Origin of the sequence: Colwellia psychrerythraea (assembly GCF_000764225.1) — a bacterium.
Lineage (GTDB): Bacteria > Pseudomonadota > Gammaproteobacteria > Enterobacterales > Alteromonadaceae > Colwellia > Colwellia psychrerythraea_D.
The window spans coordinates 154,549-180,052 of sequence record NZ_JQED01000042.1 but is presented as its reverse complement, the minus strand read 5'-3'; the positions used below and the strand labels follow the sequence as shown (position 1 = coordinate 180,052).

General features: G+C 37.9%; 19 protein-coding genes. 5 read left to right on the top strand and 14 right to left on the bottom strand.

The annotated features are described in order from the left end of the window. The first annotated feature begins 48 nt into the window (after positions 1 to 48). The 3 genes from ND2E_RS05980 (at position 49) to ND2E_RS05990 (ending at position 4,213) form a co-directional block, all read left to right on the top strand. Entirely contained in the window at positions 49 to 528 is a 480-nt protein-coding gene (locus ND2E_RS05980; RefSeq protein ID WP_033094834.1) for a DNA polymerase III subunit chi, read from the top strand. Positions 529 to 657: 129 nt separating this feature from the next. After that, positions 658 to 3,528 carry a valine--tRNA ligase gene (locus tag ND2E_RS05985; RefSeq protein WP_033094833.1) on the top strand — a complete coding sequence of 957 codons (2,871 nt, stop codon included), beginning with the start codon at positions 658 to 660 and terminating at the stop codon, positions 3,526 to 3,528. Positions 3,529 to 4,003: 475 nt separating this feature from the next. Continuing rightward, positions 4,004 to 4,213, top strand: a complete 210-nt coding sequence (locus ND2E_RS05990; RefSeq protein WP_011041587.1) for a cold-shock protein — start codon at positions 4,004 to 4,006, stop codon at positions 4,211 to 4,213. A 109-nt stretch (positions 4,214 to 4,322) separates the two neighbouring features. On the opposite strand, the gene ND2E_RS05995 is transcribed toward ND2E_RS05990, so the two are convergent. The 5 genes from ND2E_RS05995 to ND2E_RS06015 all read right to left on the bottom strand — a co-directional run bounded on the left by ND2E_RS05995 (position 4,323) and on the right by ND2E_RS06015 (position 11,133). After that, a complete protein-coding gene (locus tag ND2E_RS05995; RefSeq protein ID WP_052056767.1) occupies positions 4,323 to 5,093 on the bottom strand; it encodes a hypothetical protein in 771 nt (256 codons plus the stop codon). Then, a complete protein-coding gene (locus ND2E_RS06000) occupies positions 5,080 to 5,829 on the bottom strand; it encodes a PepSY domain-containing protein (RefSeq protein WP_033094832.1) in 750 nt (249 codons plus the stop codon). Before ND2E_RS06000 ends, ND2E_RS05995 begins: the two co-directional genes overlap by 14 nt. Positions 5,830 to 5,842: 13 nt before the next feature. Further along, positions 5,843 to 7,018 (bottom strand): hypothetical protein, encoded by a 1,176-nt coding sequence (locus ND2E_RS06005; RefSeq protein WP_033094831.1) that lies wholly within the window; start codon positions 7,016 to 7,018, stop codon positions 5,843 to 5,845. A gap of 160 nt (positions 7,019 to 7,178) precedes the next feature. Continuing rightward, the gene (locus ND2E_RS06010; protein ID WP_033094830.1) at positions 7,179 to 7,985 is read right to left on the bottom strand and encodes a response regulator transcription factor; all 807 of its coding nucleotides are present in this window, start codon (positions 7,983 to 7,985) and stop codon (positions 7,179 to 7,181) included. After that, on the bottom strand, positions 7,975 to 11,133 hold the full coding sequence (locus tag ND2E_RS06015) for a ligand-binding sensor domain-containing protein (RefSeq protein WP_033094829.1): 3,159 nt from the start codon (positions 11,131 to 11,133) through the stop codon (positions 7,975 to 7,977). Before ND2E_RS06015 ends, ND2E_RS06010 begins: the two co-directional genes overlap by 11 nt. 247 nt (positions 11,134 to 11,380) lie before the next feature. Between ND2E_RS06015 and ND2E_RS06020 the strand changes: the two genes are divergently transcribed. Together ND2E_RS06020 and ND2E_RS06025 are read left to right on the top strand one after the other, a co-directional pair. Beyond that, on the top strand, positions 11,381 to 15,094 hold the full coding sequence (locus ND2E_RS06020) for a hypothetical protein (RefSeq protein WP_033094828.1): 3,714 nt from the start codon (positions 11,381 to 11,383) through the stop codon (positions 15,092 to 15,094). A gap of 120 nt (positions 15,095 to 15,214) precedes the next feature. Continuing rightward, entirely contained in the window at positions 15,215 to 16,345 is a 1,131-nt protein-coding gene (locus ND2E_RS06025; RefSeq protein ID WP_033094827.1) for a hypothetical protein, read from the top strand. 82 nt (positions 16,346 to 16,427) lie between these two features. On the opposite strand, the gene ribB is transcribed toward ND2E_RS06025, so the two are convergent. From ribB to ND2E_RS06070, 9 genes are all read right to left on the bottom strand, one after another. Then, positions 16,428 to 17,537 carry a 3,4-dihydroxy-2-butanone-4-phosphate synthase gene (ribB, locus tag ND2E_RS06030; protein WP_033094826.1) on the bottom strand — a complete coding sequence of 370 codons (1,110 nt, stop codon included), beginning with the start codon at positions 17,535 to 17,537 and terminating at the stop codon, positions 16,428 to 16,430. Between the two features lie 136 nt (positions 17,538 to 17,673). Next, complete coding sequence (locus ND2E_RS06035) at positions 17,674 to 18,360, bottom strand: riboflavin synthase (RefSeq protein ID WP_033094825.1); 687 nt, start codon at positions 18,358 to 18,360, stop codon at positions 17,674 to 17,676. Between the two features lie 12 nt (positions 18,361 to 18,372). Then, a complete protein-coding gene (ribD, locus tag ND2E_RS06040) occupies positions 18,373 to 19,611 on the bottom strand; it encodes a bifunctional diaminohydroxyphosphoribosylaminopyrimidine deaminase/5-amino-6-(5-phosphoribosylamino)uracil reductase RibD (RefSeq protein ID WP_052056763.1) in 1,239 nt (412 codons plus the stop codon). A 1-nt stretch (position 19,612) separates the two neighbouring features. Beyond that, positions 19,613 to 20,110: a transcriptional regulator NrdR gene (gene nrdR, locus ND2E_RS06045; RefSeq protein WP_033094824.1), complete on the bottom strand. Its 498-nt coding sequence runs from the start codon at positions 20,108 to 20,110 to the stop codon at positions 19,613 to 19,615. A gap of 112 nt (positions 20,111 to 20,222) precedes the next feature. Beyond that, entirely contained in the window at positions 20,223 to 21,482 is a 1,260-nt protein-coding gene (gene glyA / locus ND2E_RS06050) for a serine hydroxymethyltransferase (RefSeq protein ID WP_033094823.1), read from the bottom strand. 489 nt (positions 21,483 to 21,971) lie between these two features. Next, positions 21,972 to 22,619, bottom strand: a complete 648-nt coding sequence (locus tag ND2E_RS06055) for a hypothetical protein (RefSeq protein WP_033094822.1) — start codon at positions 22,617 to 22,619, stop codon at positions 21,972 to 21,974. Then, positions 22,616 to 23,242: an RNA polymerase sigma factor gene (locus ND2E_RS06060; protein ID WP_223303656.1), complete on the bottom strand. Its 627-nt coding sequence runs from the start codon at positions 23,240 to 23,242 to the stop codon at positions 22,616 to 22,618. The genes ND2E_RS06055 and ND2E_RS06060 overlap by 4 nt, the downstream gene beginning before the upstream one ends. 279 nt (positions 23,243 to 23,521) lie before the next feature. Then, positions 23,522 to 24,697 carry an ABC transporter permease gene (locus tag ND2E_RS06065; protein ID WP_033094821.1) on the bottom strand — a complete coding sequence of 392 codons (1,176 nt, stop codon included), beginning with the start codon at positions 24,695 to 24,697 and terminating at the stop codon, positions 23,522 to 23,524. Next, a complete protein-coding gene (locus tag ND2E_RS06070) occupies positions 24,697 to 25,452 on the bottom strand; it encodes an ABC transporter ATP-binding protein (protein WP_033094820.1) in 756 nt (251 codons plus the stop codon). Before ND2E_RS06070 ends, ND2E_RS06065 begins: the two co-directional genes overlap by 1 nt. Positions 25,453 to 25,504 lie beyond the last annotated feature (52 nt).

Here is a 25,504-nt window from a genome sequence, read left to right as displayed (position 1 = left end):
CCTAGTAGTTCTACTATTAGGGGTTAGTAATTACAATAGGCCAATAAAATGCAAACCCAAGTAATGTTTTATCTACTTAAGGATGATGGCACAGACGAGACAATAAAAGAGTCCTGCTCTGCCATTTATCATGCTTGTTTGCAAGCCAGTCATTTTTATCGGCAGAATCAGCGTGTCTATATTTATGCGAAAAACCAGCAACATGCTGAACAAATTGATGAAATGCTTTGGGCATTTGATAGTGACAGTTTTGTACCTCACAACCTAGTTGGAGAAGGTCCTAAACAGGGCGCTATGGTAGAAATTGGTTATCAAGCTCCACAAGGTCGTCGCCCTGTTCTTATTAATTTAAATAATGATATGCCTAATTTTGCCAACCAATTTCAATTTATCGTTGATTTTGTGCCCAGTGATGAAACACTAAAACAACAAGCGAGAGAACGCTTTAAAACTTGCCGTCAATGGGGATTCCAAGTTGATAACCAAGCGGTAATTGAGCCAGAATCTCAGTTAAAGCCAACTGAATAAAAAAGAATACAAGTACAAACAAATAACGACTAAACACAGAAACTTTTTACGATAAGCAGTATGTTACTTTACTGCTTTTTTCGGCAACGAAACAACGTACAACTATTAAACCTATTAGCGGAAAAAATGATGGAAAAAACCTTTAACCCTACCGACATTGAACAGTCCCTTTATACTAGCTGGGAAGAGCAAGGTTACTTTAGCCCAACAGGTGAAGGTGACAGTTACAGCATCGCTATTCCACCACCAAATGTTACTGGTAGCTTACATATGGGTCATGCTTTTCAGCAAACCATCATGGATACGCTTATTCGTTACCAACGTATGCAAGGTAAAAACACCTTATGGCAAACAGGTTGTGACCATGCAGGTATAGCAACACAAATGGTTGTAGAGCGAAAGATTGCTGCCGAAGAAGATAAAACTCGTCATGACTATGGTCGCGACGGCTTTATCGATAAAATCTGGGAATGGAAAGAGGAGTCTGGCGGTACTATTGGCAAACAAATGCGTCGTTTAGGCAACTCCATCGATTGGACTCGAGAACGTTTTACAATGGATGACGGTATGTCTGAAGCCGTGCAAGAAGTTTTTGTTCGCTTATTTGAAGACGATCTTATTTATCGAGGAAAGCGTTTAGTCAACTGGGATCCTAAATTTCATACCGCAATCTCAGATTTAGAAGTTGAGAACAAAGATAAAAAAGGCCACATGTGGCACTTGCGCTATCCGCTAGCTGATGGTGAAAAGACGGCTGAAGGTCTTGATTACCTTATCGTTGCTACTACACGGCCAGAAACCATGCTGGGTGATACTGGTGTTGCGGTAAACCCTGAAGATCCTCGTTATAAAGATTTAATTGGCAAAAAAGTATTATTACCTTTAGTTAATCGTTTAATTCCTATTGTTGGTGATGACCATGCCGATATGGAAAAAGGCACAGGTTGTGTGAAAATAACACCTGCACATGATTTTAACGATAATGAGGTTGGTAAACGACATGCATTACCGCAGATCAATATTTTGGATCAAGATGCCGCTGTTTTAGCTGCCGCTGAAGTATATGATACCAAAGGGGAAGCATCTGATGCTTACAGCACTGAATTACCGGCTGAATTTGCTGGGATGGACCGCTTTGTAGCCCGAAAAGCTATCGTTGCTAAGTTTGATGAGCTCGGCTTGTTAGTCGAAGTAAAAGAGCATGATTTAGTTGCACCTTACGGCGATCGCTCAGGTGTTATTATTGAGCCATTACTAACAGACCAATGGTATGTTCGTGTTGAGAAATTAGCAGGGCCAGCTGTTGAAGCTGTTAAAGATGGTCAAATTGAGTTTGTACCTAAACAGTATGAAAATATGTATTTTGCTTGGATGAATAACATTCAAGATTGGTGTATTTCACGCCAGCTGTGGTGGGGACATAGAATCCCAGCTTGGTATGATGAAAACAATAACGTGTATGTTGGTCGCACCGAAGAAGAAGTACGTGCCAACAACTCAATTAGCGATGAAATGAAACTACGTCAAGATGACGATGTACTAGATACTTGGTTCTCTTCAGCTTTATGGACTTTCTCAACACTAGGTTGGCCAAATAACACTGATGATTTAAAAACCTTTCACCCTACCGATGTACTGGTAACAGGTTTCGACATTATTTTCTTCTGGGTAGCACGCATGATCATGATGACTATGCACTTTAACAAAGATGAAAACGGTAAATCGCAAATACCATTTAAGAAAGTTTACATGACCGGCCTTATTCGTGATGAAAATGGCGATAAGATGAGTAAATCAAAAGGTAATGTTGTTGATCCATTAGATATGATTGATGGCATTTCGCTTGAAGACCTATTAGAAAAACGTACTGGAAATATGATGCAGCCTAAACTAGCTGCTAAAATTCAGAAACTAACAAAGAAAGAATATCCAAACGGTATTGAAGCGCACGGTACAGATGCACTACGTTTCACCTTAACATCTGTTGCGACTACAGGTCGCGATATTAGCTGGGATATGAAGCGTCTTGAAGGCTATCGTAACTTTACTAATAAGTTATGGAATGCTAGTCGTTATGTCATGATGAATACCGAAGAGTTTGACTGTGGCCAAACTTCAGCGCAAGGTGAAGCTGGTGAGATGGAATTATCACTTGCTGATCGCTGGATTATCGGTCAATTTGAACAGACAGTGAAAACTGTGCATGAAGCCTTTGATACTTATCGCTTTGATCTTGCCTCGCAAGCTTTATATGAATTTACCTGGAACCAATTCTGTGATTGGTACCTAGAACTCACTAAACCTGTTCTCTTTAAAGGTAACGAAGCCCAGCAACGTGGTACTCGTCATACCTTAGTAAATATATTAGAAAGCTTATTACGTTTAATGCACCCAATTATGCCATTTATTACTGAAACTATTTGGCAGCGAGTTCAACCATTAAGTGATTTTAGTAAGAATGGTGATTCAATTATGGTACAGGCTTTCCCACAATTTAACGAAGACAATTGTGATCAGAAAGCCATTGACGATTTAGAGTGGGTTAAACAATTTATCATTGCTATTCGAAATATCCGCGGTGAAATGGACATCTCGCCAAGCAAAGAGTTACCTGTTTTGCTGAAAAACGTTAATGACAATGATCGACGCCGCTTAGCCGAAAATGAACAATTTTTAAGTTCGTTAGCTAAACTAGAAAGCATTAGCATTTTAGCAGAAAATGAACAGGGGCCAGCTTCCGCATCTGCTGTCGTCGGTGATTTATCTGTACTGATCCCAATGGCAGGTTTGATTGATAAGGCAGCAGAACTTGCTCGCTTAGACAAAGCAATAGAAAAGCTTGAAAAGGAAGCTGGTAAAGTACGTGGAAAGTTAGCTAATGAGAATTTTGTTGGTAAAGCACCCGCAGCAGTAATTGAGAAAGAAAAAGCGAAATTGGCTGAGGCTGAATCTGTACTGGCTAAAATGCAGGAGCAAAAAGAGCAAATAGCCGCACTCTGATCTTAAGAGATAAACTAAATAAAATATGACGGTTTTCCCCATAAATCGTCATATTTTTATTTATCCCCCCTCTAAAACCTACCTTATGTTGTTATAAACACTGGCTTTGATAGCTACTCTCATTTAATTAAAGAAAACTTGAACTAATCTAATTTTTTATAAAGCAAATTAAAAATAACTATGCTAGACTACTTTTGCGTTGAGTTCTTGCGTTGCAGATGAAGGTTTATACTGACTTTTGTTGTAGGTTATCTATCTGATGCACTTTATAGTGTTCAGATATACTTGATTATTCTACACAGACGGATTTAAACAATGCAAACTATTGTTTGAAGCAATGATTGTGTCGAATATGGTTTGTTTCCTTCCTCTTCCTGTACTTTTTGGTAGAGGGCATTTACTCGGGTGAAAACGGTTTCTATCCATACTGGAGTAGAGCCACATTATTATTTTATGACTACGGGAAAATGTTAGTATGTCTGATACAGTTACTGGTAAAGTTAAATTTTTCAACGAAACTAAAGGTTTCGGTTTTATAGAACAAGAAAATGGTCCTGACGTGTTTGTACACTTCAGCGCTATCTCTGGAGACGGTTTCCGTACTCTAGCTGACGGTCAAGCGGTAACGTTCACTGTTAAACAAGGTCAAAAAGGCCCTGAAGCAGAAAACGTTCTAGCTGTATAAGTTTACCTTATAAGCTAAGCTAAAAGAGCGAAGTATGAGTTTAACTCGTCCTTCGCTTTTTTGTATCTGTCGTTTAAGTAAATCCAAAAACTCAATACCCTGTTAGCTATTAACTCCCTAACCTATATCGGCCCTTTCTTAATAGCTCAATTACCCAAATAAAACCTGTTAAACAAAAAACTAACGTCAATAAAGCAAAGAAAATAATTTGGCCATTATTGAAGCCCCCCACAGACCCTTGACCTAGAAAAGGGTAATCCATGAAGTGCAACATAAAAAATAGGTCAACAAAGCGTTTATCATCATTACTGTGTCCAATTAAACGACCAGAGCTAGCATCGATATAAACACTAGTATTTAGTTCATCTGAAAAATTAACCTGCCATGCTGTATTTCTTTCTTTGAGCACATCCTTAATGGGTGGCTTAACCTTTGCTACCCCACTGATTTCTCCATTGCCCTTATAACTTGCTTGTGCCAATTCACTAGCAATGCCATCATCGATAATAAAGGTATCGCCAGCATAAGCATCAATTAGACTGAAATCACTTTTAAAATGGCTATATAAACCTTTTTCATGAGTTAATAAATAATAAGGTTTACCTAATCGCTGTATCAAGGCAACCTCAGTCACAGGTTTATTGATGTTCTTCAAGGCGATATCAAGGTTCATTAATCGAGTGTGCTCAACCTTTTGGAGAGTACTTATTTTTTTATTTTGATTTCCACGTGCTTTATCGTGATCCATCAAATTAAAAAATAATCCAGTCCCCAGCCAGATGAGTAGCTGAATAAAAACCAAAATTGATAACCATTTATGGAGCTTTTTAACCGTCGATAACTTAATAAAGGAAGACTTCAAGGGGCTACGTTTCTTCATTGGTAAAGCCCTTATTCAACTTCTTATCAAAGTAGTCATTTTTTTTATTCTGCTGAGGCATAAGACGAAAGTAAGTTAATACTAAACCGAATATACTAGCGATAAAGGCGAGAGCAGTGAAAACCAGCAATAGCTTATTACCAGCCGCTTCGTCGACATAATCCATTACATGAAAAGCAAACATCCAATCAAAGATTCGCCAATAACTATGACGTTTGGTAACCAGTTGCCCTGAGTTAGCACTGATATAAAAACTAGGACTCGCAAAGTCATCAAAATCAACACGCCACGCGGGTAAATAACGACCACTCAATTCTCTAGGTGGGTTAGTCGTAATCAGCTGAACATGCCCTACCAAAGCATTCGTATTTGCATACTTATCTTGGGCAATCGATATCGCTAATGTTTTGTCAATAGGGGATAGTTGACGACCATCAAAAGCTGAAACAATAACCTTATGATCGCCCTCATTAAAACGGTAAACCGTTTGGTTTAACAACATACCAAGCTTAACATTTACCGCTTCATTATGATCAGCCAATAACTGTCTTAAGGAATACTTAACATCACCAACAGCGATTGCTTTTTGCTTAGTCGAAACTAATGAATCGCCATGAATATAATGAATATCCATCACCACCATATAAGCTCCCGTGATAGACCAAATTAACAATTGTACACCAACAAATAACATCAACCATTTGTGATATTTTCTACTCTTCCTATGTAGTGACACGAGCCATATTCCTTTATATTTCTGCTAAAGCTTGAATCAACATGGCTTCAATTTGGGCTATGATTGCTTGGTTAGTGGTATTGTCAAAACTGCTAATTCGAGGCGTATGAATATGACCTGTAGGAATTGTTGAACCTAATTTATTACGTAAGGCAATGCTTCTATAAGAGATTTCATTTGATAAGTAACCTCCGCCGCCACCTTGTACCGCAATTTTATCAACAAGCTCTGTTAAGCTATTTGCAGTAATATCTTTTGCTGCACCATCTTCAAGTATTGTTATCCCACGGTTATCATTAATTTTGTAAGGGCCTTTGGCTTTCATCATTGCTTGATAAGGTAAACTAAAGAGCACAAATTCATCACCTTTAAGCGGCGACTCAAGCAAACTTGGTATTAAAGGGTTCTTTTTATTAGCGCCCGTATAGACGTTGACGTTATCTGGTGCTGTTGCACTACGTCTTAAGCCAGGAAAGTGTTCCAAGTCAAAGTCACTTCGCCCCATTGAAATAGTCGCAATTAAATCAACATTATTTAACGCATAAAAAGGTGCTAATAAGCTTTCAACTTCACCTTGATCAAAATCATCATAACGTACCGGTATCATGGCGGTATTAATTTCAGCTGTTATAACTTTTCCGCCCTTGGTGTATTTGATAACAACACCATCAAGTAATAACGCCGCTAAACCCGAAGGGTTAGATTGCTTAATGTTTCTATCAAGTAAAAAGGGGTCAAAACCGGTTAGCAGAATACGTTTATCTGTTGCTTGAGTGTAAGCTAAATCATCTCGACCACGAGATGTACTCTCAAAGGTCTCCACTAAAGCAGTCAATTCACTTTGAGAATAAATATTTGCGGAAGTTTTAACAAATGAAATAATAGCTAATCTGGTCCAGTACAGAGGCCTATCATCGACAACCTGGCCATTCTTCGCTTGTTCTTTACTGTATTGCCATAATTGCTCACCCAGCAACGATAATGATTGTTTAGCTAAAATGAAAGTATTTTTATGCGCCCAGTTATTTTTAAAAGCAGACCAATCAAAATGATCATTTACTCCCGGCATGGCTTCTTGAGCTTTAATCACGCGCTGCTCTTCGATGCTTAACGGGAGTTTTGCTTTGGAATAAAAACTAATTGAGCTGGTAAATAGGGTACAAAGAAATAATACGCGACCTAACTTCATGACATGCCTTGAATAAACGTTTAGGGAGATAAACTATAATGCCAATGAACAATATCGAAGTAAACTTCATTGCTAAGAATCGAGCAGGAACGAAGCTAAAAATGGCGCTATATGTTTACAAGCTATACTGCCATATCGATTTGCACTGTACTGCATAATATTAGTCAGCAGCAACTAAGCGCTTACTTTTGATATATTGCAAAGGAGGCAAGCCGTATTTAGCTTTAAATGAATTAGAAAAGTTTCCTGAATTTGAGTAACCAAATTGTTCTGCAACATGCTGAATAGGCTCACCTAATATAAGAAGCTGTTCTGCTTTATAGAGCCGAAAACTAATAACGTATTCTTGCGGGGTTACGTTGAAATATCGACTTATCAGGTTTTTAACCTTACTCTGACTTTGTTGCATATAGTTAATAATATCTGCAAGTGAGTAATCAGTTTTTATATATTTATTTATTGCCTCGTGCCATGAGTTAAATAAATGTAATTCACTTGAACTTAAATTCAAACTGTTAATGATTGTCCTTTGTGCAGTATTTGGGCTATTTAATGATTTAAGATTTAGCAAAGCTTTAATTTGCATTTCAAGTAATTCATTATTTTCATTACTCTTTTCAATAAAGCAGGTGGCATTTTTTAACGCCTTTATTTGAGTAGATGGTTGTGCAGACCCAGTCATAAATAAAATAGGAACATGTTGATCATATTTTTTGCGGACTTGGTTAATAAAAGTTAAACCGTCCATAGGCTGCATTAACCAATCGACAATTATAAGGCTGGGCTTAATTGCGGCAAAACTTTTTAGTGCTTCTAAGGGGTTATTAAATGGGTGACAATCTATTTTGTGATCAAAACAAAATTCAGATAAATAATCTGTCATTGCATGGTTGTCATCAACTATTAATACAGTGTGACTTTTAGCTTGGTTTACTTCAAATTCAGTAAAAAATTTATCAAAGTCCATTTTGTTCTGCTAAAGGAATCTCTATTCTTACTATAGTGCCACAAGGGCTATTTTTTTCAAAACAAATTTCACCGTTGAGTTCATCTATAAGCTGCTTAGTTGTAGTTAACCCTACACCAGTGCCAGTGTATTGTTCACTGTTCTCGCCACGATAATATAAGGTAAAAATATTGCTCAAATCTTTATTAGAAAAACCACAGCCATTATCGCTGATTTCGATGACTAAATTACCTGATACCTTACTAGTTAAAACCTTTACACGACCATCATGTTGAGAGAACTTGATTGCATTTGAAAGTACATTTTCTAAAATTAAATATAAGCACTTTTCACAGGCAAAAATATGATCGAGCTCAGTGATACTCTTATCTTCGATAAAGTTTAGTGACACATTTTTAGACATTGCTAACTCTATCATCAACGCATTAATTTTGACTAATGTCGCTAATATATACTGTTTAGACTTAACTTTTACCACAGGTTGTTTTTGAGTTAATACAATAAATTCATCAATAAGATCTGAAATTTCATTTAGTGCTTTATATAATTTGCTATTTTTTCGCTCGATGGTCGCTTTATCAATATCATTATTGCTTGTTAGCACTGTATCTATTTGTTTTGATAAACCGCGGCAAGCAAATACAGGTGATTTAAAACTGTGTTGAATTTGAAGATATAAATTTTGCTTAAACAGCATATGATTTTCTATTTCATTTTTCTGCTTCGCAATTATTTCATGGTTTGTCAGCAACTCTTTATTAAACTTATGTATGAGTCTATAGCGAACTAAAAAAGTGAGCACAACAGAGAACAAAGCAACATACCCCACCAGTGCCCACCAACTCAATAGTGGATGTGGTTGCTTTGTAATTTTAAGAGAGTTATTGCTTTTTAATGATAAAGGAATGAAATATGAGCCACTTTGTACATTACTTAAGTTGATATTTGTCTGAATGTTAGTACTTTGTATCGGTGTAGCTATAGCAAAGTATGGGTTATTTAACTGAAGAGTAATTTTGTCATCATGCCAGCCAAGGGATAATTCTTTCGCAAGAAAAATAGCGTGTTCATTAGTTACAGGGACCTTATCCCATAATGAGTAATGTTTATTGTCAATAAGCATACTAGACACTAGTCGAGGTTTTATTGAATTTTTAGTTTGACTAAAGTCTTCTGGCTTAAATATAACAAAACCATTAACAGTACCTAACAGCAATTCACCTTGCTTGTTTTTTAAACTTGCATTTAGATTATACTCATTACTAGCAAAGCCATGACTTTCAACAAGTTTTACATACTCCCTTGTAAATGCATCGTAACGATATAAACCGTTATTGGAAGTGACCCAAAAATAGCCTTGATCGTCTTGTGTTAAACCATAGGCATTGCCTTGTGTAATGCCAATATAATCAAAACTTTCATCTGTAGCATTAAACTCGTAAACACCACCATCACTAGCAATTAAAAAACGGTTACCCTTTAAATGATGTATATTAAAAACCCAATGAGATTCTAAACCTGAGTTTTGTTCAGAGTAATTTTTAAAACTATTTAGGTGCAGATCTAAAACACTGAGCCCTTTCGCGGTCCCTATCCATAGCTTATTACGGTGTGAATATAAGGTATAAATTTCAGAGTCAGCCAAACCATCTTTTTTATACCAACTGTTCCACTGGTTACTCTCCAAATTTAACTGGTGCAACCCGGCCGTAGTGCCAAGCCAAATACTCCCGCCAATACGGAGTATTTTATAAATGAAAGCATCACCAATTGGGGAGTTTTCGCTACCGTATCGTTCAATTACCTCTTGATTTTTGATGCTTATTTTATATAAACCACTACGTGTTGCAGCCCAAATATAATTAGAAGTAATCAAAGTATCGTAAATGCTATCGCTCTGTAATTCAGGAAAAGCATAAGCAATTTTATTATCAAAAAGGTATAAACCTTCTTGTGTTCCAACCCAATACTTATCATCTGACTCTTCTGTAAAACTTAAAATATAGTTATTGAAAACATTATTTTTTGCAGCTCGATAAATAGCTGCCCTTTCCCTTTGAACATTAGTTACCGACAATCCCTTATTAGTCCCTACCCATATACGACCTTCACCATCAGTCAATAAACTACGAATCCAATTGTCTGCTAAACTATGTGCGCTGGTATTATGAGAATGATAGTTTTGCCATCCGGTAGTGAAATTGATATTTGTATCATCTAATGAGTTTTTATGACGACTTAAACCATTACGGGTTCCAACTAAAATATCCCCATTACCATCTTGAGCAATAGCCAGAACTCTGTTACTCGCTAATGTGCTTGGGGTGTTTTTGTTGTGATAACTATGCTTGATTCCTTCTTGATACTTGAGGTTTCCGAGGGCGAGATAATGCACACCATAATAAGATGCTATCCATAGTTTATGATAGCTATCTATAAATAATTTTCGTATTGCATTGCCTGCCAAGTAATTTGCATCAACTTGGTGGTATGTAAGGTACTCCTCTAGCTCCATAGCAGAATGAGAGAGTTTCGCTTCAAGGTTAAACTCAAACAGCCCCGTATTACTACCAATCCAAACGGTTTGTTTAATTGGATCAAAAACTAATGTACGAATCTCACTACTGCAACGCTTAGGTGCAGTTGATATTTGACAAAATGATTTATTGACTAAATTATTTTGACCATAATAATCGATAATTTCATGGTCAAGATTCAATATAATAAGGCCAGTTTCGCTGCCTAGCCAAACTTGCTCATTAACTTTAATGACACTGTAGATGACACTATTATTCACGTCAGGGTAACTTTTTTCCCCTGTTAATAGGTTAATGACCACGAGACCATCCGTTGTTGCGACATAAAGCAGATGGTTAATAGCATTAATATCCCTAATAAAACGATATTTAGGGAGTAAAGTTGCACTCAACGGGACTAGCTCAATAGTATGACCATCAAAACGATGTAAACCATCTTGTGTTCCTATCCAAGTAAAGCCAAAAGAATCCTTAGCTAAGCTATAGATAGATCCTTGATTTAAACCTTGTTCAAGTAACAAATTATTAAAATAAAGATCTCTTTGCACCGCAACACTATTAAGTGAAAAAACAAATAGTAAAAAGCCAAAGATAAAAGGCGGTAGACGCATGTTTTTATTCAGTTTATTTTCTTAACAACAACTAAATACCATTATGCATAAAAAAGCACCAAACCGTAACTATTAAAATTACACTTTTTTTTGTGTAGATTTGCTCTTTATTGCATATTTTAACCGCAAGCCATGACTCGCATTGATGTTAACGCTTTTTTGTGTTTTATATTTTTAAAGATAATAATGCTGTTAACTTTTGTATTACTTATGTATTTTCATTTTAAAGGATAAAAAGGATCGTAAAATGCAGCTTAAAAAATCGCTAATCGCTTTAGCACTAACTTCAACTCTTGCCGCTTGTGGCAGCAGCTCAGATGAAGCTGAGATAAAAACAAGCCCGGAAAAGGAAGTACCTGTAGTAACTGAAACCACCATAAATGGTAAAGCTATTAAAGGTGTTTTAACCAATGCCGTAGTAACTGTATATAAATTTGTTGATGGTAACCCCGTAGCCTTAACAGATACGGAGCTGAAAGATGCAAATGTTAGCACTGATGGCGAGGGAAACTATACCTTTACAGTACTAGATTACACGGGTCCAATAAAAGTTGAATTATCACCAAGTACAGATCCAGCCAATCCAACGAAGATGACCTGTGATGCACCTGCCGGTTGTGGTGATGTTGCCTTTGCTCAAGAAATCAATTTAACCAGTGCAGATCCTAGTTTCAAGCTTGCTGCTATTTCGGTAGTGAATCCTGATGAAGAAGTAAAAATAAACGTCTCAGCCTTAACTCACTTGGCGTCAAAACTAATTGAAGCCGATGAAGATGGTATCAATACAACGACCGTTGCAGCACAATCATCTAAAATAGCCAATACTTTTGGTATTACAGGTGATATTACCTTACTAGAGCCAACGGTAACAGATAGCGCAGCAGCCGTTGCAGCTGAAGATAATAATGACGAACTAAAATACGGCTTAATCAATGCGGGCATTATGGCGGCATTATTCTCAGGTGAAACCGACGATGCTGGTATATTATCGGGAAAACTTGCTGAAGTTGCTGCTGATTTAGTTGAAAACGACGGTGCTTTTTTAGTTGCTCAAGATGAAGATGATGGCTTTGAATTAGCCTTGGCAGAAGTCCTAGAAGGTGCTGCTGAGTCAGCCAAAACAGCTGCAGAACAAATTGCTACTGACGATACTTTAACAACAACATTAAACTTAGCACAGCTAGAAACACAGCTTATCAATGAGCAGGTTTATCAGGAAAGCAACGTAGGTGATGATGGCCGTGCCGCAGTAGTTGTTGATGTACTTACCGAAGGTGATGCGGTAGCAAAAGCGAAAGCAATGGTTGAAGATGTACGATTATTTAGCCACTTATTTAATGATACAACTAAAGAAGGTGAAGGTATTAAAAAGCAAGGTGATGAATATGTCGCCTTGTTAGAAGCTGCTGGGACTATGGTTGAAGCAGAGGCCGACAGCTTTGGATTGCTTGCTAAACTTAGTGATGCATTATCCAATATTAGTACTGCCTATGATGACGGTACCATCACTAAAGCAGCAGCTGCTGCAGGCATTAGCATTGCAGCCTATATAGACGGTGCTACCGGCATTGTTACTTTTGAAGAAGAAACTGCCGCAGGTGGTATTCTTTTTAACGTTGACGCAACTTCAGGCAGTGAAAAAGCTCAGTTGAATGTTTCAGCTGAATTTTCAGAAGATAAGAAAAGCATTACCTTAACCATTAATGGTTTAGTTGAATCTGCTGGTGCGAAATTCACATTAAATGAAGGCAGTTTTGCGAAAATAAACTTCGATACAGCAGCTTCACGTGCTGCTTTGGATGATGATACTTTTGAGGGTGAAATTGTTTCTGGCGAGTTAGAGCTAGCCCTATCATTAGCACAAAAAGCAACAGATGCAGTACCGAATCCTGTCACGTTTGAAGGCATGATAAAGACTAAACTACTGCTAGTAGAAGAGCGCATTCTAAATGAAAACTGGGAATGGGACGACCAACAGCAACAGAGCACCCTTAATTATGGTCGCCCTGAACTAGAAGGCTTGGTTCTACCTGAGACATTGACACTTAGTGGCGCCTTTAACTCACTTGAAGGAGATGAAATCAGCGCAACCTTAACTGTTAATATTGATGACTTAGCGACTTATGAAGCGCCAGAGTTTAAGTACATAGGCAAAGAAGTATCAGACGTTATTAACTTTACTTTCTCTGAAGACCTAAACAATATTGTTCTCACAGAAGCAGATAAAACGGTTGATAGTGAACAAATAGTAGAAACACGTACATTTACTCCGGGTAACAAAGTAGGAGAATGGACAGCGACTAACTCAACGGTAACGACTAGTCCTGAAGAACATTACTGGGGAACAGGAATTGAGAGGAAAATAATCAGTAAGCGTATTCCTTCTCCTTCAGGTACAGCCGAAGAAGCGACTCGCTATACTCGCGCTTATATTACCGGTGAAGAAGAAATTAGTTATGGTGCTAAGTCAATACGGATAACTCCTGTAGATAATGATGCCAATGGTTCAATTGACGCTTATAATATTCATAGACTACGTATTTCAAATAATATTAAGGGTACTAGTTACGGCGCTAGCTTTGATTCTATGATGGATGCTAACGGTAACTTATTAAACACTGATGGTAGCCAGTTATCTTGGGATAACGCAGAGTATTTGGGTAATTACACCAGCATTGAAGAGTTTATGAAATATAACTCCTACCAGCTTATCGCGAATCCATTAACCGTTGATAATGGTGCAGAGTTATTGGCTCAAACGATTACTAGTTGGTGGGGTAATAGCTATAGTTTAAATGTAGAAGATGTAGGTACTGTAACAGTATTCTTTAATGACGAAGAACTGGCTGATATTGCTGCTGGTAAGTTTACTGAACTCAACCCAACCGCCTACTTAGTAGAGCCTCTAATTAAAGATGCATTCACCATTACGGTAAGTGCTGATAGCAATACAGTAACGGTTACTGATGAGTCTAATACCAGAACTTATAGCGTAGATTATACCAGCCCAGGCAACTTTGTATTTGATAGAGAAGTCCGAAATATTGATGGTAGCACCATCTCTGATAAAAGAACTTACTCAACTCATGATGTTGGCTTAGATGTAGCAGAAGTGACCATTTTAAGAACTAACAACTCCGGTTATGGTGTTTACCATAGGTTCTTTAGAATTACACCTATAGATACTAATGGTGATAATATTGCTGATTACCTAAATAGATCTATCACATCAGGTGAATACATCAATGCCGAAGGTATATTAACCGATGCCAATGGTGTTGCTCTTGCTGAGGCTGAGTCTTATTATTTTGCAGATTCATACGCTGAGCAAAACTTTGATTACTATAGTCCATTTAACCCAATGACGGTTACCAATGCATTAGAAGCCTATAAAAGTTGGTTGAGCAATGTTCGAGCCTCATCTCTATACACCAATATAGATGAGATAGGCTCTGTTGAAAATACATTATCAGCAGAAGAAGTAGCTGGATTAACGACTGGCAGCACCACTGTGTTTGATGGTTACAATACTGCGGCTGACTCTAATAACTCATTAGAAGACGAAGAAACCTTCCTTGATATTAATGCAGCGCTAACATTAGAAGCCATCCTTGGTGACTACCAAGTTAAAATACAACTATCCGGCGAGAGAAGCGCTCTTGAAGAGGGTACCTTTGATCTTGATATGAGCTATCGTTTGCCTGAGGCTGATACACAGCGTTCATTTACTGCGCATTACAACACCGAAATAGAAGGCCGCTTAACGGCTAATAATGCTGATGGTGTAGTATTAGTACTAAATGAAGCTGATGAAGATGCAACAGGTACACAAGTGCTAGGACAAATACTTGTTGGTCCAACAGCCATTGTTGCTGCAACTATAGAAGATAGAGATGGCGCTATCTTTATTGTTTATGCAGATATTGATAATGATGGTATACAAGAAGAAGAAAGTTTATAAACTTTGCTTCGCTAATAACTACTAAACAATAATCGTTTAGGTTAAGTTAAAATGCCAGTCAGCTATGACTGGCATTTTTTTACGCTAACAAATGAACATTTCTTCCAATAAGGAGCATTAGTGAAGATTAATTTACTTTGTGCTGTTACGTTAACTGCCTTATTTTGCACTGTTTGGGCAAATAAAAGTTACGCTAATAATAAACAATTCAATAATAATATTTCTGCTTATGTACTAAGTGAATCTTATAGTAATATTTTACCGATAAAACAACTTATTGATGACGAATGGAAGCAAGCTCCAGCCACAGATTCAAGTATTGGTTTTACTCAAAATGAAACAGGCTTAAAAGCTTATTGGGGAAACATATCGTTTAATGTTGCCCACCGAATTGATTATTTTGTCTTTACTAACCCCGATACTGCACAAGCTTTCTATTTAGAGCGTACCGATCAACCACTGACTACACAAGCCAGTTATCAGCTTGCATTACAATTACATCACCAACGTAGTAATGGTTTTAGGGTTGGATATCAATGGCAATTTGACGGATTTTCCACTGAGATTAATCTAGGTTACTGGGATGTTAGTGCTAGCAGGGAGTCTCAAATAACCGGTGAAATTTTTGGTGATAATAATAATAATATTACTGGAACTGCCGAGATTACTGAGTATTACAATGATAAAAATTTTTTAAAACACACTAATAATAATAATAAATGGGAAACCGATGGTTATGGTATAACGCTTGATTTAGCTATCAATTGGCAAGTAACTGATAACTTTAATATTGATGTTGATATTAAAGATTTATATACACAGTTTAATATGAAAAGCTTAGGTTTTAGTCAGGGTAACGTCGATACGGATGGCACTTTTATCAATAGCCTTGGTGGTAAGTCATATTTACCCCTATACCGTGGTATTTTTGGTGCTAAAGATTTTGATTTCACCTTACCTGAACAAGTTAATTTAATCGCTAAATATCAAGTAGAAAATTCTATCAATGAGAGCTTCTCTTTAGGCTATCTTGCCCGCTATAAGCGACAAGGAGAGGTTAATTTTTATTATGCCGGTGTAGAGTTTGCATTTGAAAATAGTGCATTGAGGTTTATGTTAGATTTAGAGCACTATTCTCCTGAAATCCAATATAGTAGCTCGTGGTATGCTATCACGTTTGCACTTGATGATATCGAGATAGAGCAAGCTATGCAGTTTTCTTTAGGGCTTTCAGGACACTATGCTTTTTAAAAAGCACTTTTCACTAACTATAAAAGTAAAAAAGGTGCTTATTATAAGCACCTTTTATTAATCTAAAATACGAAATAAAACGTTAGTCAGCTATATACTCTACAACTTCTAAGCCGAAACCTGACAATGAGTGATATTTAGTTTGTGAGCTCAATAAACGCATTTTACTCACACCTAAATTTGCTAGAATTTGTGAGCCGACACCAACATTACGCGAGCCTATGTGGCGATTAACTTCTTTAACCGTTTCACCAGCATCTACTTTGGCATACTTTTCTACCAAGTTGATTAATTCAGCTGCCGACTCGTGTTTGCCTAATAAGACCAGTACACCACCTTCTTTCGCTATTTTTTCTAACGCACTCGCCATAGGCCAAGTGGCAACACTTTCACGCTGACTAAATAACAAGTCTCTGAAAGTGTTTTCTAAATGAACGCGAACTAACGTCGGCTCTTCGGCTTTGATTTCACCTTTAGTTAAGGCAAAGTGGGCTTGCCCATCAATCGTGTCTTTAAATACCGTTAAATCAAACTCACCAAAAGCCGTTGGTAACTTACACTGAGAAACCCGCTCAATCGTGGTTTCAGTTGCATTTCTAAATTCAATTAAATCGGCAATAGTGCCCATTTTAATATCATGTTTTTTGGCAATGATTTCTAAATCAGGGCGACGTGCCATCGTGCCATCTTCATTCAATATCTCAACAATAACAGCAGCAGATTCGAAGCCTGCCATACGCGCTAAATCAACACCCGCTTCAGTATGACCTGCGCGATTAAGTACACCGCCATCTTTAGCGATTAACGGGAAGATATGACCAGGTTGAACAATGCTTAAATTAGTTGCTGTTTTATTTGCAGCAGCAAGTACTGTGGTTGCACGATCGGCAGCAGAAATACCGGTTGTAACACCTGTTGCCGCTTCAATTGAAACAGTAAAATTAGTACTAAATTGTGCATCATTTTTATCTACCATTAAGGGTAGCTTGAGTATTTCACACTTCTCACGGCTCATTGGCATGCAAATTAAGCCGCGACCATGAGTTGCCATAAAATTAATTGCATCTGGGGTCACTTTTTCAGCGGCCATGATAAAGTCGCCTTCATTCTCTCGGTCTTCATCATCCATTAAAATAACCATCTTACCTAAAGCAATATCTGCGATGATTTCTTGTGGGGTATTTAAATTCATTTCGGCCTCTTTAAATGGCTAGCTATGCTGTTAGCCTATTTTAACTATTCTTATTGAGTATATTTTATGAGTTCATGACGTAGCTGAACGCACCGTTTAATCTTTCACTAATATTTATCATTTTTTGCTAAACAGGTTACTTAATAAAACCTGCTTTAGCTAACATGGATTCGCTAATGTTCGACTTAGTTGCATGCTCACTATCATTATTTTTAGTCAATAACCGTTCTAAGTAACGAGCTATTAAATCCACTTCAATATTTACTTTACTTCCTACTTGATACTCAGCAAAGATGGTTTCTTTTACCGTGTGTGGCACTATCGTTAATCGAAACTTACCTTTTGAGCCATTTTCAGCAAGTGAATTCACCGTTAAGCTAGTGCCATCAATAGTCACTGAGCCTTTCTCAGCAATATAATGCGCTAATTCATTTGGCATACTTAACCAGTACTCAATACTATTACCATTGTTATTAATGGCTAATATTTCACTAACGCCATCTACGTGGCCTGAAACCATATGCCCACCAAAACGTGTACTAGCCAACATTGCTTTTTCTAGGTTTACTTTACTACCAACCTTATAGTTGACAAATCCAGTACGCTGCAGTGTTTCATTAGATACATCAGCACTATAGCTGCCATTATTCTTGCTCTTATCAAAATCAACTACCGTTAGGCAAATACCATTAGTTGCAATGGAGTCACCCAGTTTAACATCACTCATGTCCAAGTTATTAGTATCAATAACTAAACGAGCACCTTGGGCATTAACATTGATGGCTGTTATAGAGCCAACAGCTTCGATAATTCCTGTAAACATAGACTTCTCTATTTAATGTTGTGTAAGTTGGCTAGTGATGCGGATATCCCCACCGACCATTCGAATATCACTTATGGTTAATGCCTTGGCTTGCTTTAACTTCGAAATTGAAGGCATTTCCACTAAACTTTTACCATCGCCGCCCATTAGTTTAGGGGCTTGATAAAGAATAAGTTCATTAACTAAGTTTTGCTCAATAAAGGCACCACTTAATTGTGCCCCCGACTCAACTAAAATATCATTGAGCCCTTGCTTGGCTAGATATTCTAACAAAGCCTTTAAATTTATTTTCAATTTACCTTGAGCGTTCTTCACCATAGGTAATTGCACCTGTTCTACGAAATGAGGCCATTTTGGTAAGTTTTCAAGATCTGACTCAACTTTATTTTCAACATGGTCTTGCGCTATGCCATTAACAAGCAAAATTGGCGACTCATGTTCAAATAATGCCAGATCTGGCGTTAACCTGTTCTGACTATCAATAACAATTCGTAATGGCTGGCGAAGAGTTTCCTGTGGGTAGTTATTTTTTAACTCTCCCAGCTCAGACCAGCGTACCGTCATCTTAGCGTTATCAAAAAGCACTGAATTTGCACCGGCAATAATTGCGCAACTCTGTGCGCGTAATCGCTGAACATCTTGTCGTGCGTCTGCTGAGGTAATCCACTTACTTTCACCACTGGCCATGGCTGTTTTTCCATCGAGACTTGCTGCTAATTTACAGCGTACATAAGGAAGCTTATTCACCATCTGATGTATAAAACCGACGTTAAGCTGCCTAGCACTTTGTTCCAACAAGCCAGATTTAACCGTAATGCCCGCCTTTTCTAATATAGCTAAGCCATTACCCGACACTTTTGGATTGGGATCAACCATGGCAGCGATAACCTGGCTCACACCAGCATCAATTAATGCTTGTGCGCATGGTGGTGTACGACCAAAGTGGCTGCAAGGTTCAAGAGTGACATAAGCGGTAGCCCCTTTTAATAAGGTTAAATTATTTGCTTTTGCTTGTGCTAGCGCATTAACCTCGGCATGCCCTTGCCCTGCCTTTTGATGATAACCTTCACCAATAACGTGGCCATTCCCCTCTTTATAGCTTACCAATACACAACCCACTCTAGGGTTGGGAGTTGTTGTGCAGTGCCCTTTTTTAGCTAAACTAATTGCTCTTGACATAAACTTATGATCTTGTTCGGTAAAATCATTTTTAGCAAGTGCTGACTTGTTAGTAGTCCCATGTATTGTCATATTATTTAGCCATTTTTGCTGGTTTAGCTTTTTTAGTTCTACCGTTTTTTTCTTTACCTAATCGTGTGATTTCATCGGCAAATTCACTGATATCTGCAAAGGATAAGTAAACCGAGGCAAAACGTAAGTAGGCAACTTTGTCTAATTCTTTAAGCTGAGCCATAATTAAATCGCCTAACATGCCACTGGTAATCTCTCGCTCGCCAGTGGCACGCATTTGAGACTTTAACTTATTTACCGCCAATTCTATTTGTTCCATGCTGACAGGACGTTTTTCCAATGCCCGAGTCAAACCACTCAGCATTTTATCTTCATTAAACGGCTCTCTGCTCCCATCTCGTTTTATAATTCTTGGCATCACTAATTCAGCACTTTCAAAGGTAGTGTAACGTTCGTGACATGCTAAACATTCACGACGTCGCCTTACTTGATGACCATCAGAAACTAAACGTGAATCGATGACTTTCGTGTCATTCGCTGAACAAAATGGACAATACATGATTTACCTACGGAGATGAAACTAAGTTTACGGACAAAAAAAATGGCCGCTCAAGGCGACCATTTTAATATAAATTCACTGATATTAGTGAATTAGTTTTTCATTCCAGCATTTACTTTTGGTAAACAGGGAAACGAGTACATAATTCTTTAACTTGTGCTTGCACACGTTTGCTTACTTCTTCATCTTCAATATCATCAAGAATGTCACAAACTAAGCCAGTTAATATCTTAGTTTCTTCAGTACCAAAACCACGACGAGTAATCGCTGGAGTACCTAAACGTAGACCTGAAGTAACAAATGGAGAACGAGGATCATTTGGTACTGAGTTTTTGTTCACTGTAATGTGTGCTCGACCTAACGCGGCATCAGCATCTTTACCAGTAATATCTTTATCGATTAAATCAAGTAACAATAAGTGGTTTTGAGTACCGTTAGATACAACTTTGTAACCACGGTCTTGTAGTACTTCTACCATGGCTAAAGCGTTAGCTAAAACACCTTCTTGGTACGCTTTAAACTCTGGAGATAATGCTTCTTTAAATGCAACAGCTTTTGCTGCAATGATATGCATTAATGGGCCACCTTGACCACCAGGGAAAACAGCACTGTCTAATTTTTTATAAATAGCAGCATCATCACAACCTGAAACAATTAAACCACCACGAGGGCCAGCTAATGTCTTATGCGTAGTTGTAGTTACAACATGCGCATGTGGAACTGGGTTAGGGTAAAGACCTGCAGCAATTAAGCCAGCAACGTGAGCCATATCAACAAAGAAGTAAGCGCCAACTTTATCAGCAATCGTACGCATACGTGCCCAGTCAACAACACCTGAGAATGCTGAGAAACCACCAATAATCATTTCTGGCTTGTGCTCTACAGCTAAACGTTCTAATTCTTCGTAATCGATATCGCCAGTTTCAGGGTGTAAACCATACTGAATAGCTTCATAAGATTTTCCAGAAAAGTTAACATGTGAACCATGAGTTAGGTGACCACCATGAGCTAAGCTCATACCTAACACTTTACCACCAGGCTTAACTAATGCTTGGAAAACTGCTGCGTTAGCTTGTGAACCAGCGTGAGGCTGTACGTTAGCATAAGTAGCACCAAATAATTCTTTAGCGCGGTCAATAGCTAATTGCTCAGCGACATCAACATATTCACAACCACCGTAATAACGCTTACCAGGGTAACCTTCTGCGTATTTGTTAGTAAGTTGTGAACCTTGAGCTTCAAGTACACGCGGGCTACAGTAGTTTTCAGAAGCAATTAATTCAATGTGCTCTTCTTGACGAACAACTTCATTGCTCATTGCTTGATAAAGTTCTGGATCAAAATCAGCAATATTCATATCACGAGTAAACATGTTTTATTCCTTAAGTATTTCAGCCCAAGGCTGCAAACGGTGTCCTAGTTAACGACTGAGAAAACTTATTAACTTAGTCAAGTAACTTGGACACACAAAAATTAGTGGCAGTATTTTGCCTGATTTTTGCCTGTATGTACACGGCAAAACGGGCTAGCCTTAGTGCATTTCGCACTCTTTTATAGCGTAAGTTGTTAAGCTACTGAACTTAACAGCACAATAAAAGTTTTCACTAAAGCAAGCAAACAGACTATAACTAATAAAAAAGCAAGTTACAACGAATTTAAAACAGGATGTCAAACAAATAACCGAATTATAAACAACAAGACGAAGAAAACTCAAATTATTAATGGGGCAAAGTTATGCTATTTAAGCACTAACAAGGCAGATCCATTATTAGTGATCATATTGATTAACGGAAGTGATCATAGACTTGACTGCGCAAAGATAAAAATTATATTAATGCCTCTATTGCTAGAGAAAACATGACTAAATTAAGCTAAGTTGGCTCAATTCCTTTGTGCGTTTTATATGGAACCAATGACTGACCAACCACAAACTGACTATGATAATATTAATAATCAAATAAGGCGGCCAAGGTGACTTTTCTGATTCACCAATCATGGCGTAGAGGTACCAATTAACTGCAGGAAACAATAACCAACACGACAGCTTAATTAGTTTAATATATTTAATTGACGATTCGACGCCTGCAATAGCATTAGCAACTGCTTTATCAGGACTATCACAACTGTGCTGCCAGATACGTAAACGTATTTTAATTTCATAATAAACAAAGACAACTGAGGTTATTGCTCCAAATGCAAGGTAAGTAATAGTTGCCCTTCCCCAATCACCTTGATATAGGCCAACTAATAGTGCAATGATTAGCCCTAGCGTAGCAACAACATCAATCACTAATAAAGATTTTGCTAACAAAGTACGTTTTTTAGTTTGTACTAATAAAGCTTGAATATCTGTTTTTTCATAAGGCTGACTTTGCCAATCTTGGCTAAGGCTGAGCCATTGTTCATCAAGCACATTCGACAGTTCTGACTGACTACTCGAGGCAGAATCAGTTTCTTCGTGAGCGCCTTGATAATTTTTATAATTTCCAGACAATTTATCTTTACTCATAAGGCCTCCAACATTTTAGCTAATGCTTGTTTAGCACGCTGTAATCGTACACCAACAAGGTTTGTTGTAATGGCTAAAATCTCCGCTATTTCTTGGTAACTCATGCCTTCTAATGCAAGTATGATCACCTGCTGTTGCTCAAGTTTTAACTGGCGAATAGCTGCGGCTAGCTTCTGTTGTCGTTGACTTCGGTTAAGTGATTGGTAGGGAGTCGGCTGACGCTCATCTTTTTCAACTTCCACACTAATATTACTTAAATCTTGATCCGCTTTAATCGTTTTAACCGCTTTTGCAACGTGCGTCGCTAAGACATTATGAGCAATACGTGCAACAAAGGTTTTTACCGCAGAGTCTTGACGAAATTTAGGTAAAGCACGCCAAATGTTTAATGCTATCTCTTGAAATAACTCATCTTGAATAGCAGCCTTTGCTTCAAAGCCAGTTATGATATGACGCAGTAACTTTTCATGCTCTGACATCCACTGGGTAAATACGACTTGGTGATCCACAACCTGTGGCTCTACTGAATAACAATCCAATACGTTTTCCTGACAGTCTATTCTCTGCACGGTGGCATAAAAAATGTCTGCTTTCGTTATGATTAATTTACTTAAATTTAACATAATATTTACTGTGAGGTAGTCATTTTATCATCAATCTCGTGATATACCCATTATCATTAAGATGTCGATTTCAAAATGCTTGAGCAAGTTCACTTCTTTGATGGGCTTAAAATCGCTTTAAACGGCGTTAGATAATCAAACCATGGAGTGGTTATACTTACATTATTTTCCTTGCCTGCAGACGGTTTTACTTCCTACTGAAATTCTGCTCTTTGATTAGTAACGGGTATAAAGCCAAACCACATGAATAAACAGGCTTCCCATGGCTTGGCAATCAGCTTAACTTAATGCCATCACTACTTTTTCTGATTGCAGTTTTCTAGCTAAGGCTAAAACTAAAGCAACCGTGATAGCAATAGTCACGCCACTGGTCGCAAAAACGGCTAGCCAATCAACGTCAACACCTTTAAAGATATTTTCAATCATCATAGATTGACCTGCAATTGGCAGCCAATTTAGCCACTGAGGTCGATCATCCATCATAGAAATGACAAAAGGGATGAAAGCAGGAATACCAATAAGTATGCCTACCGTCGATTGTGCTTCTTTAAAACTCTTTGTTTGAAAAGCCACGAATAATTGACAAGCTGATGCAAAGAAACAAATAGGTAATAGTAATAACAACAAAACCGCAGCAGTCGACATATCTAAACTAAAGGTTGCACCTATTTTTGTTAAGTCAACGAAGCCCACTGAAACCGAGGTAAGTATCAATATAAGTAATACACCAATGACTGCCACTGTTGAAGCACTTATCAGTTTCGCTAGTACTATTTTCATTGTACTCACGGGTTGGCAAAGCAACATTTCAAGCACATTACGCTCACGCTCACCAGCGCTCGAATCAATAGCGACTGATAAACCAGACATAAATGCAGCTAACATTAAATAAATACCAAGCATCATAGAAATTAGCATAAAGGTTGCGTCAGGCTTTGCCGTATCTTGTTCAACTAATTTAACAGGGTTCAATAGCCGCACATCTACGCCACGAAGTAGTAACCGTTTATAACCAATGGCCATCGAAAAGTTACGCACCGCATTGTTAATCCTTCTTACTGGAGGCTGAACAGCTTTATCAGTAAAGTCAGCTTGTAAATGCAATTTTATTGGCTTTCCTTCTGCCATATCTGTTGCATAATCGGTTGGAATTTCAATAGTGATATTACGTTGTGCCCACGTTGCCTGCTCATCTTTTGGAGCATCGGCAAAATCTAATAAATTACTGTCTGCAAAATGCTTTATTAATTTAGGTGCGTGTTCAGTGCCAATAAACTTTATATAAACAGGCGGCTCATCCACCAATTTTTCGATCATGATCTTTGACATCACCATAATGCCGATAGGCGCTAAAATAGCCATCATCAAAGCAACCATCAGCGCACGCTTATCGCGAAAAGCTTCTCGGTACTCTTTTATCACTAATGCTTTTAACTGGATTAAATCATGACTCATTATGCCGCTACCCCTTCATCTGAACCAATTAATTTAACAAAAGCTTCTTCTAAATTCTGCTCACCTGCTAACTCACATAACTCTTGTGGAGTTCCTTGAGCAGCCAACGTGCCATTGGCAACAATGATGACTCGATCACATAAAGCTGCAACCTCCTGCATGACGTGCGATGAAAACAAAATACAGTGCCCTTTTGCTTTAAATTTAGCTAAATGATTCCGCAAAATTCGGGTACTCATTACATCTAAACCACGAGTAGGCTCATCAAGTACAAAGTTTTGCGGCTGGTGTACTAACGCCTGAGCTAACGTCACTTTCATGCGTTGCCCTTGAGAAAAGCCTACCGTTTTTCGGTGCGCTAAATCAGCTAATTCTAAATCATCAATCACTTGTTCTATCGCTTGTTTTTTAGATTTCCCTGACATGCCATGAAGGCTAGCAAAATAGTCGATTTGCTCATAAGCGGTAAGGCGCTCATACAAACCAAACTTATCGGGAAAAATACCTAATCTTGCACGTGCCGCAAGTGGTTCATCCGTCACGCTAATACCATCGATGGTAGCAAAACCTTCATCTGCTGATAACAGACCATATAAGGTGCGTAAACACGTTGTTTTTCCGGCACCATTTGGACCTAAAATGCCGGTAATTTCACCATCTTTTGCGGTAAAAGAAAGTCCATCAAGCGCTTTTACGGTATTCTTCTTGTCTTTTTTATCAATAAAGCTTTTATGTAAATTATTTACTTCTATCATTATTTTTTCCTTCAAACATAGTTATTTCCTTGCTCGTGCTACGAATACAAGT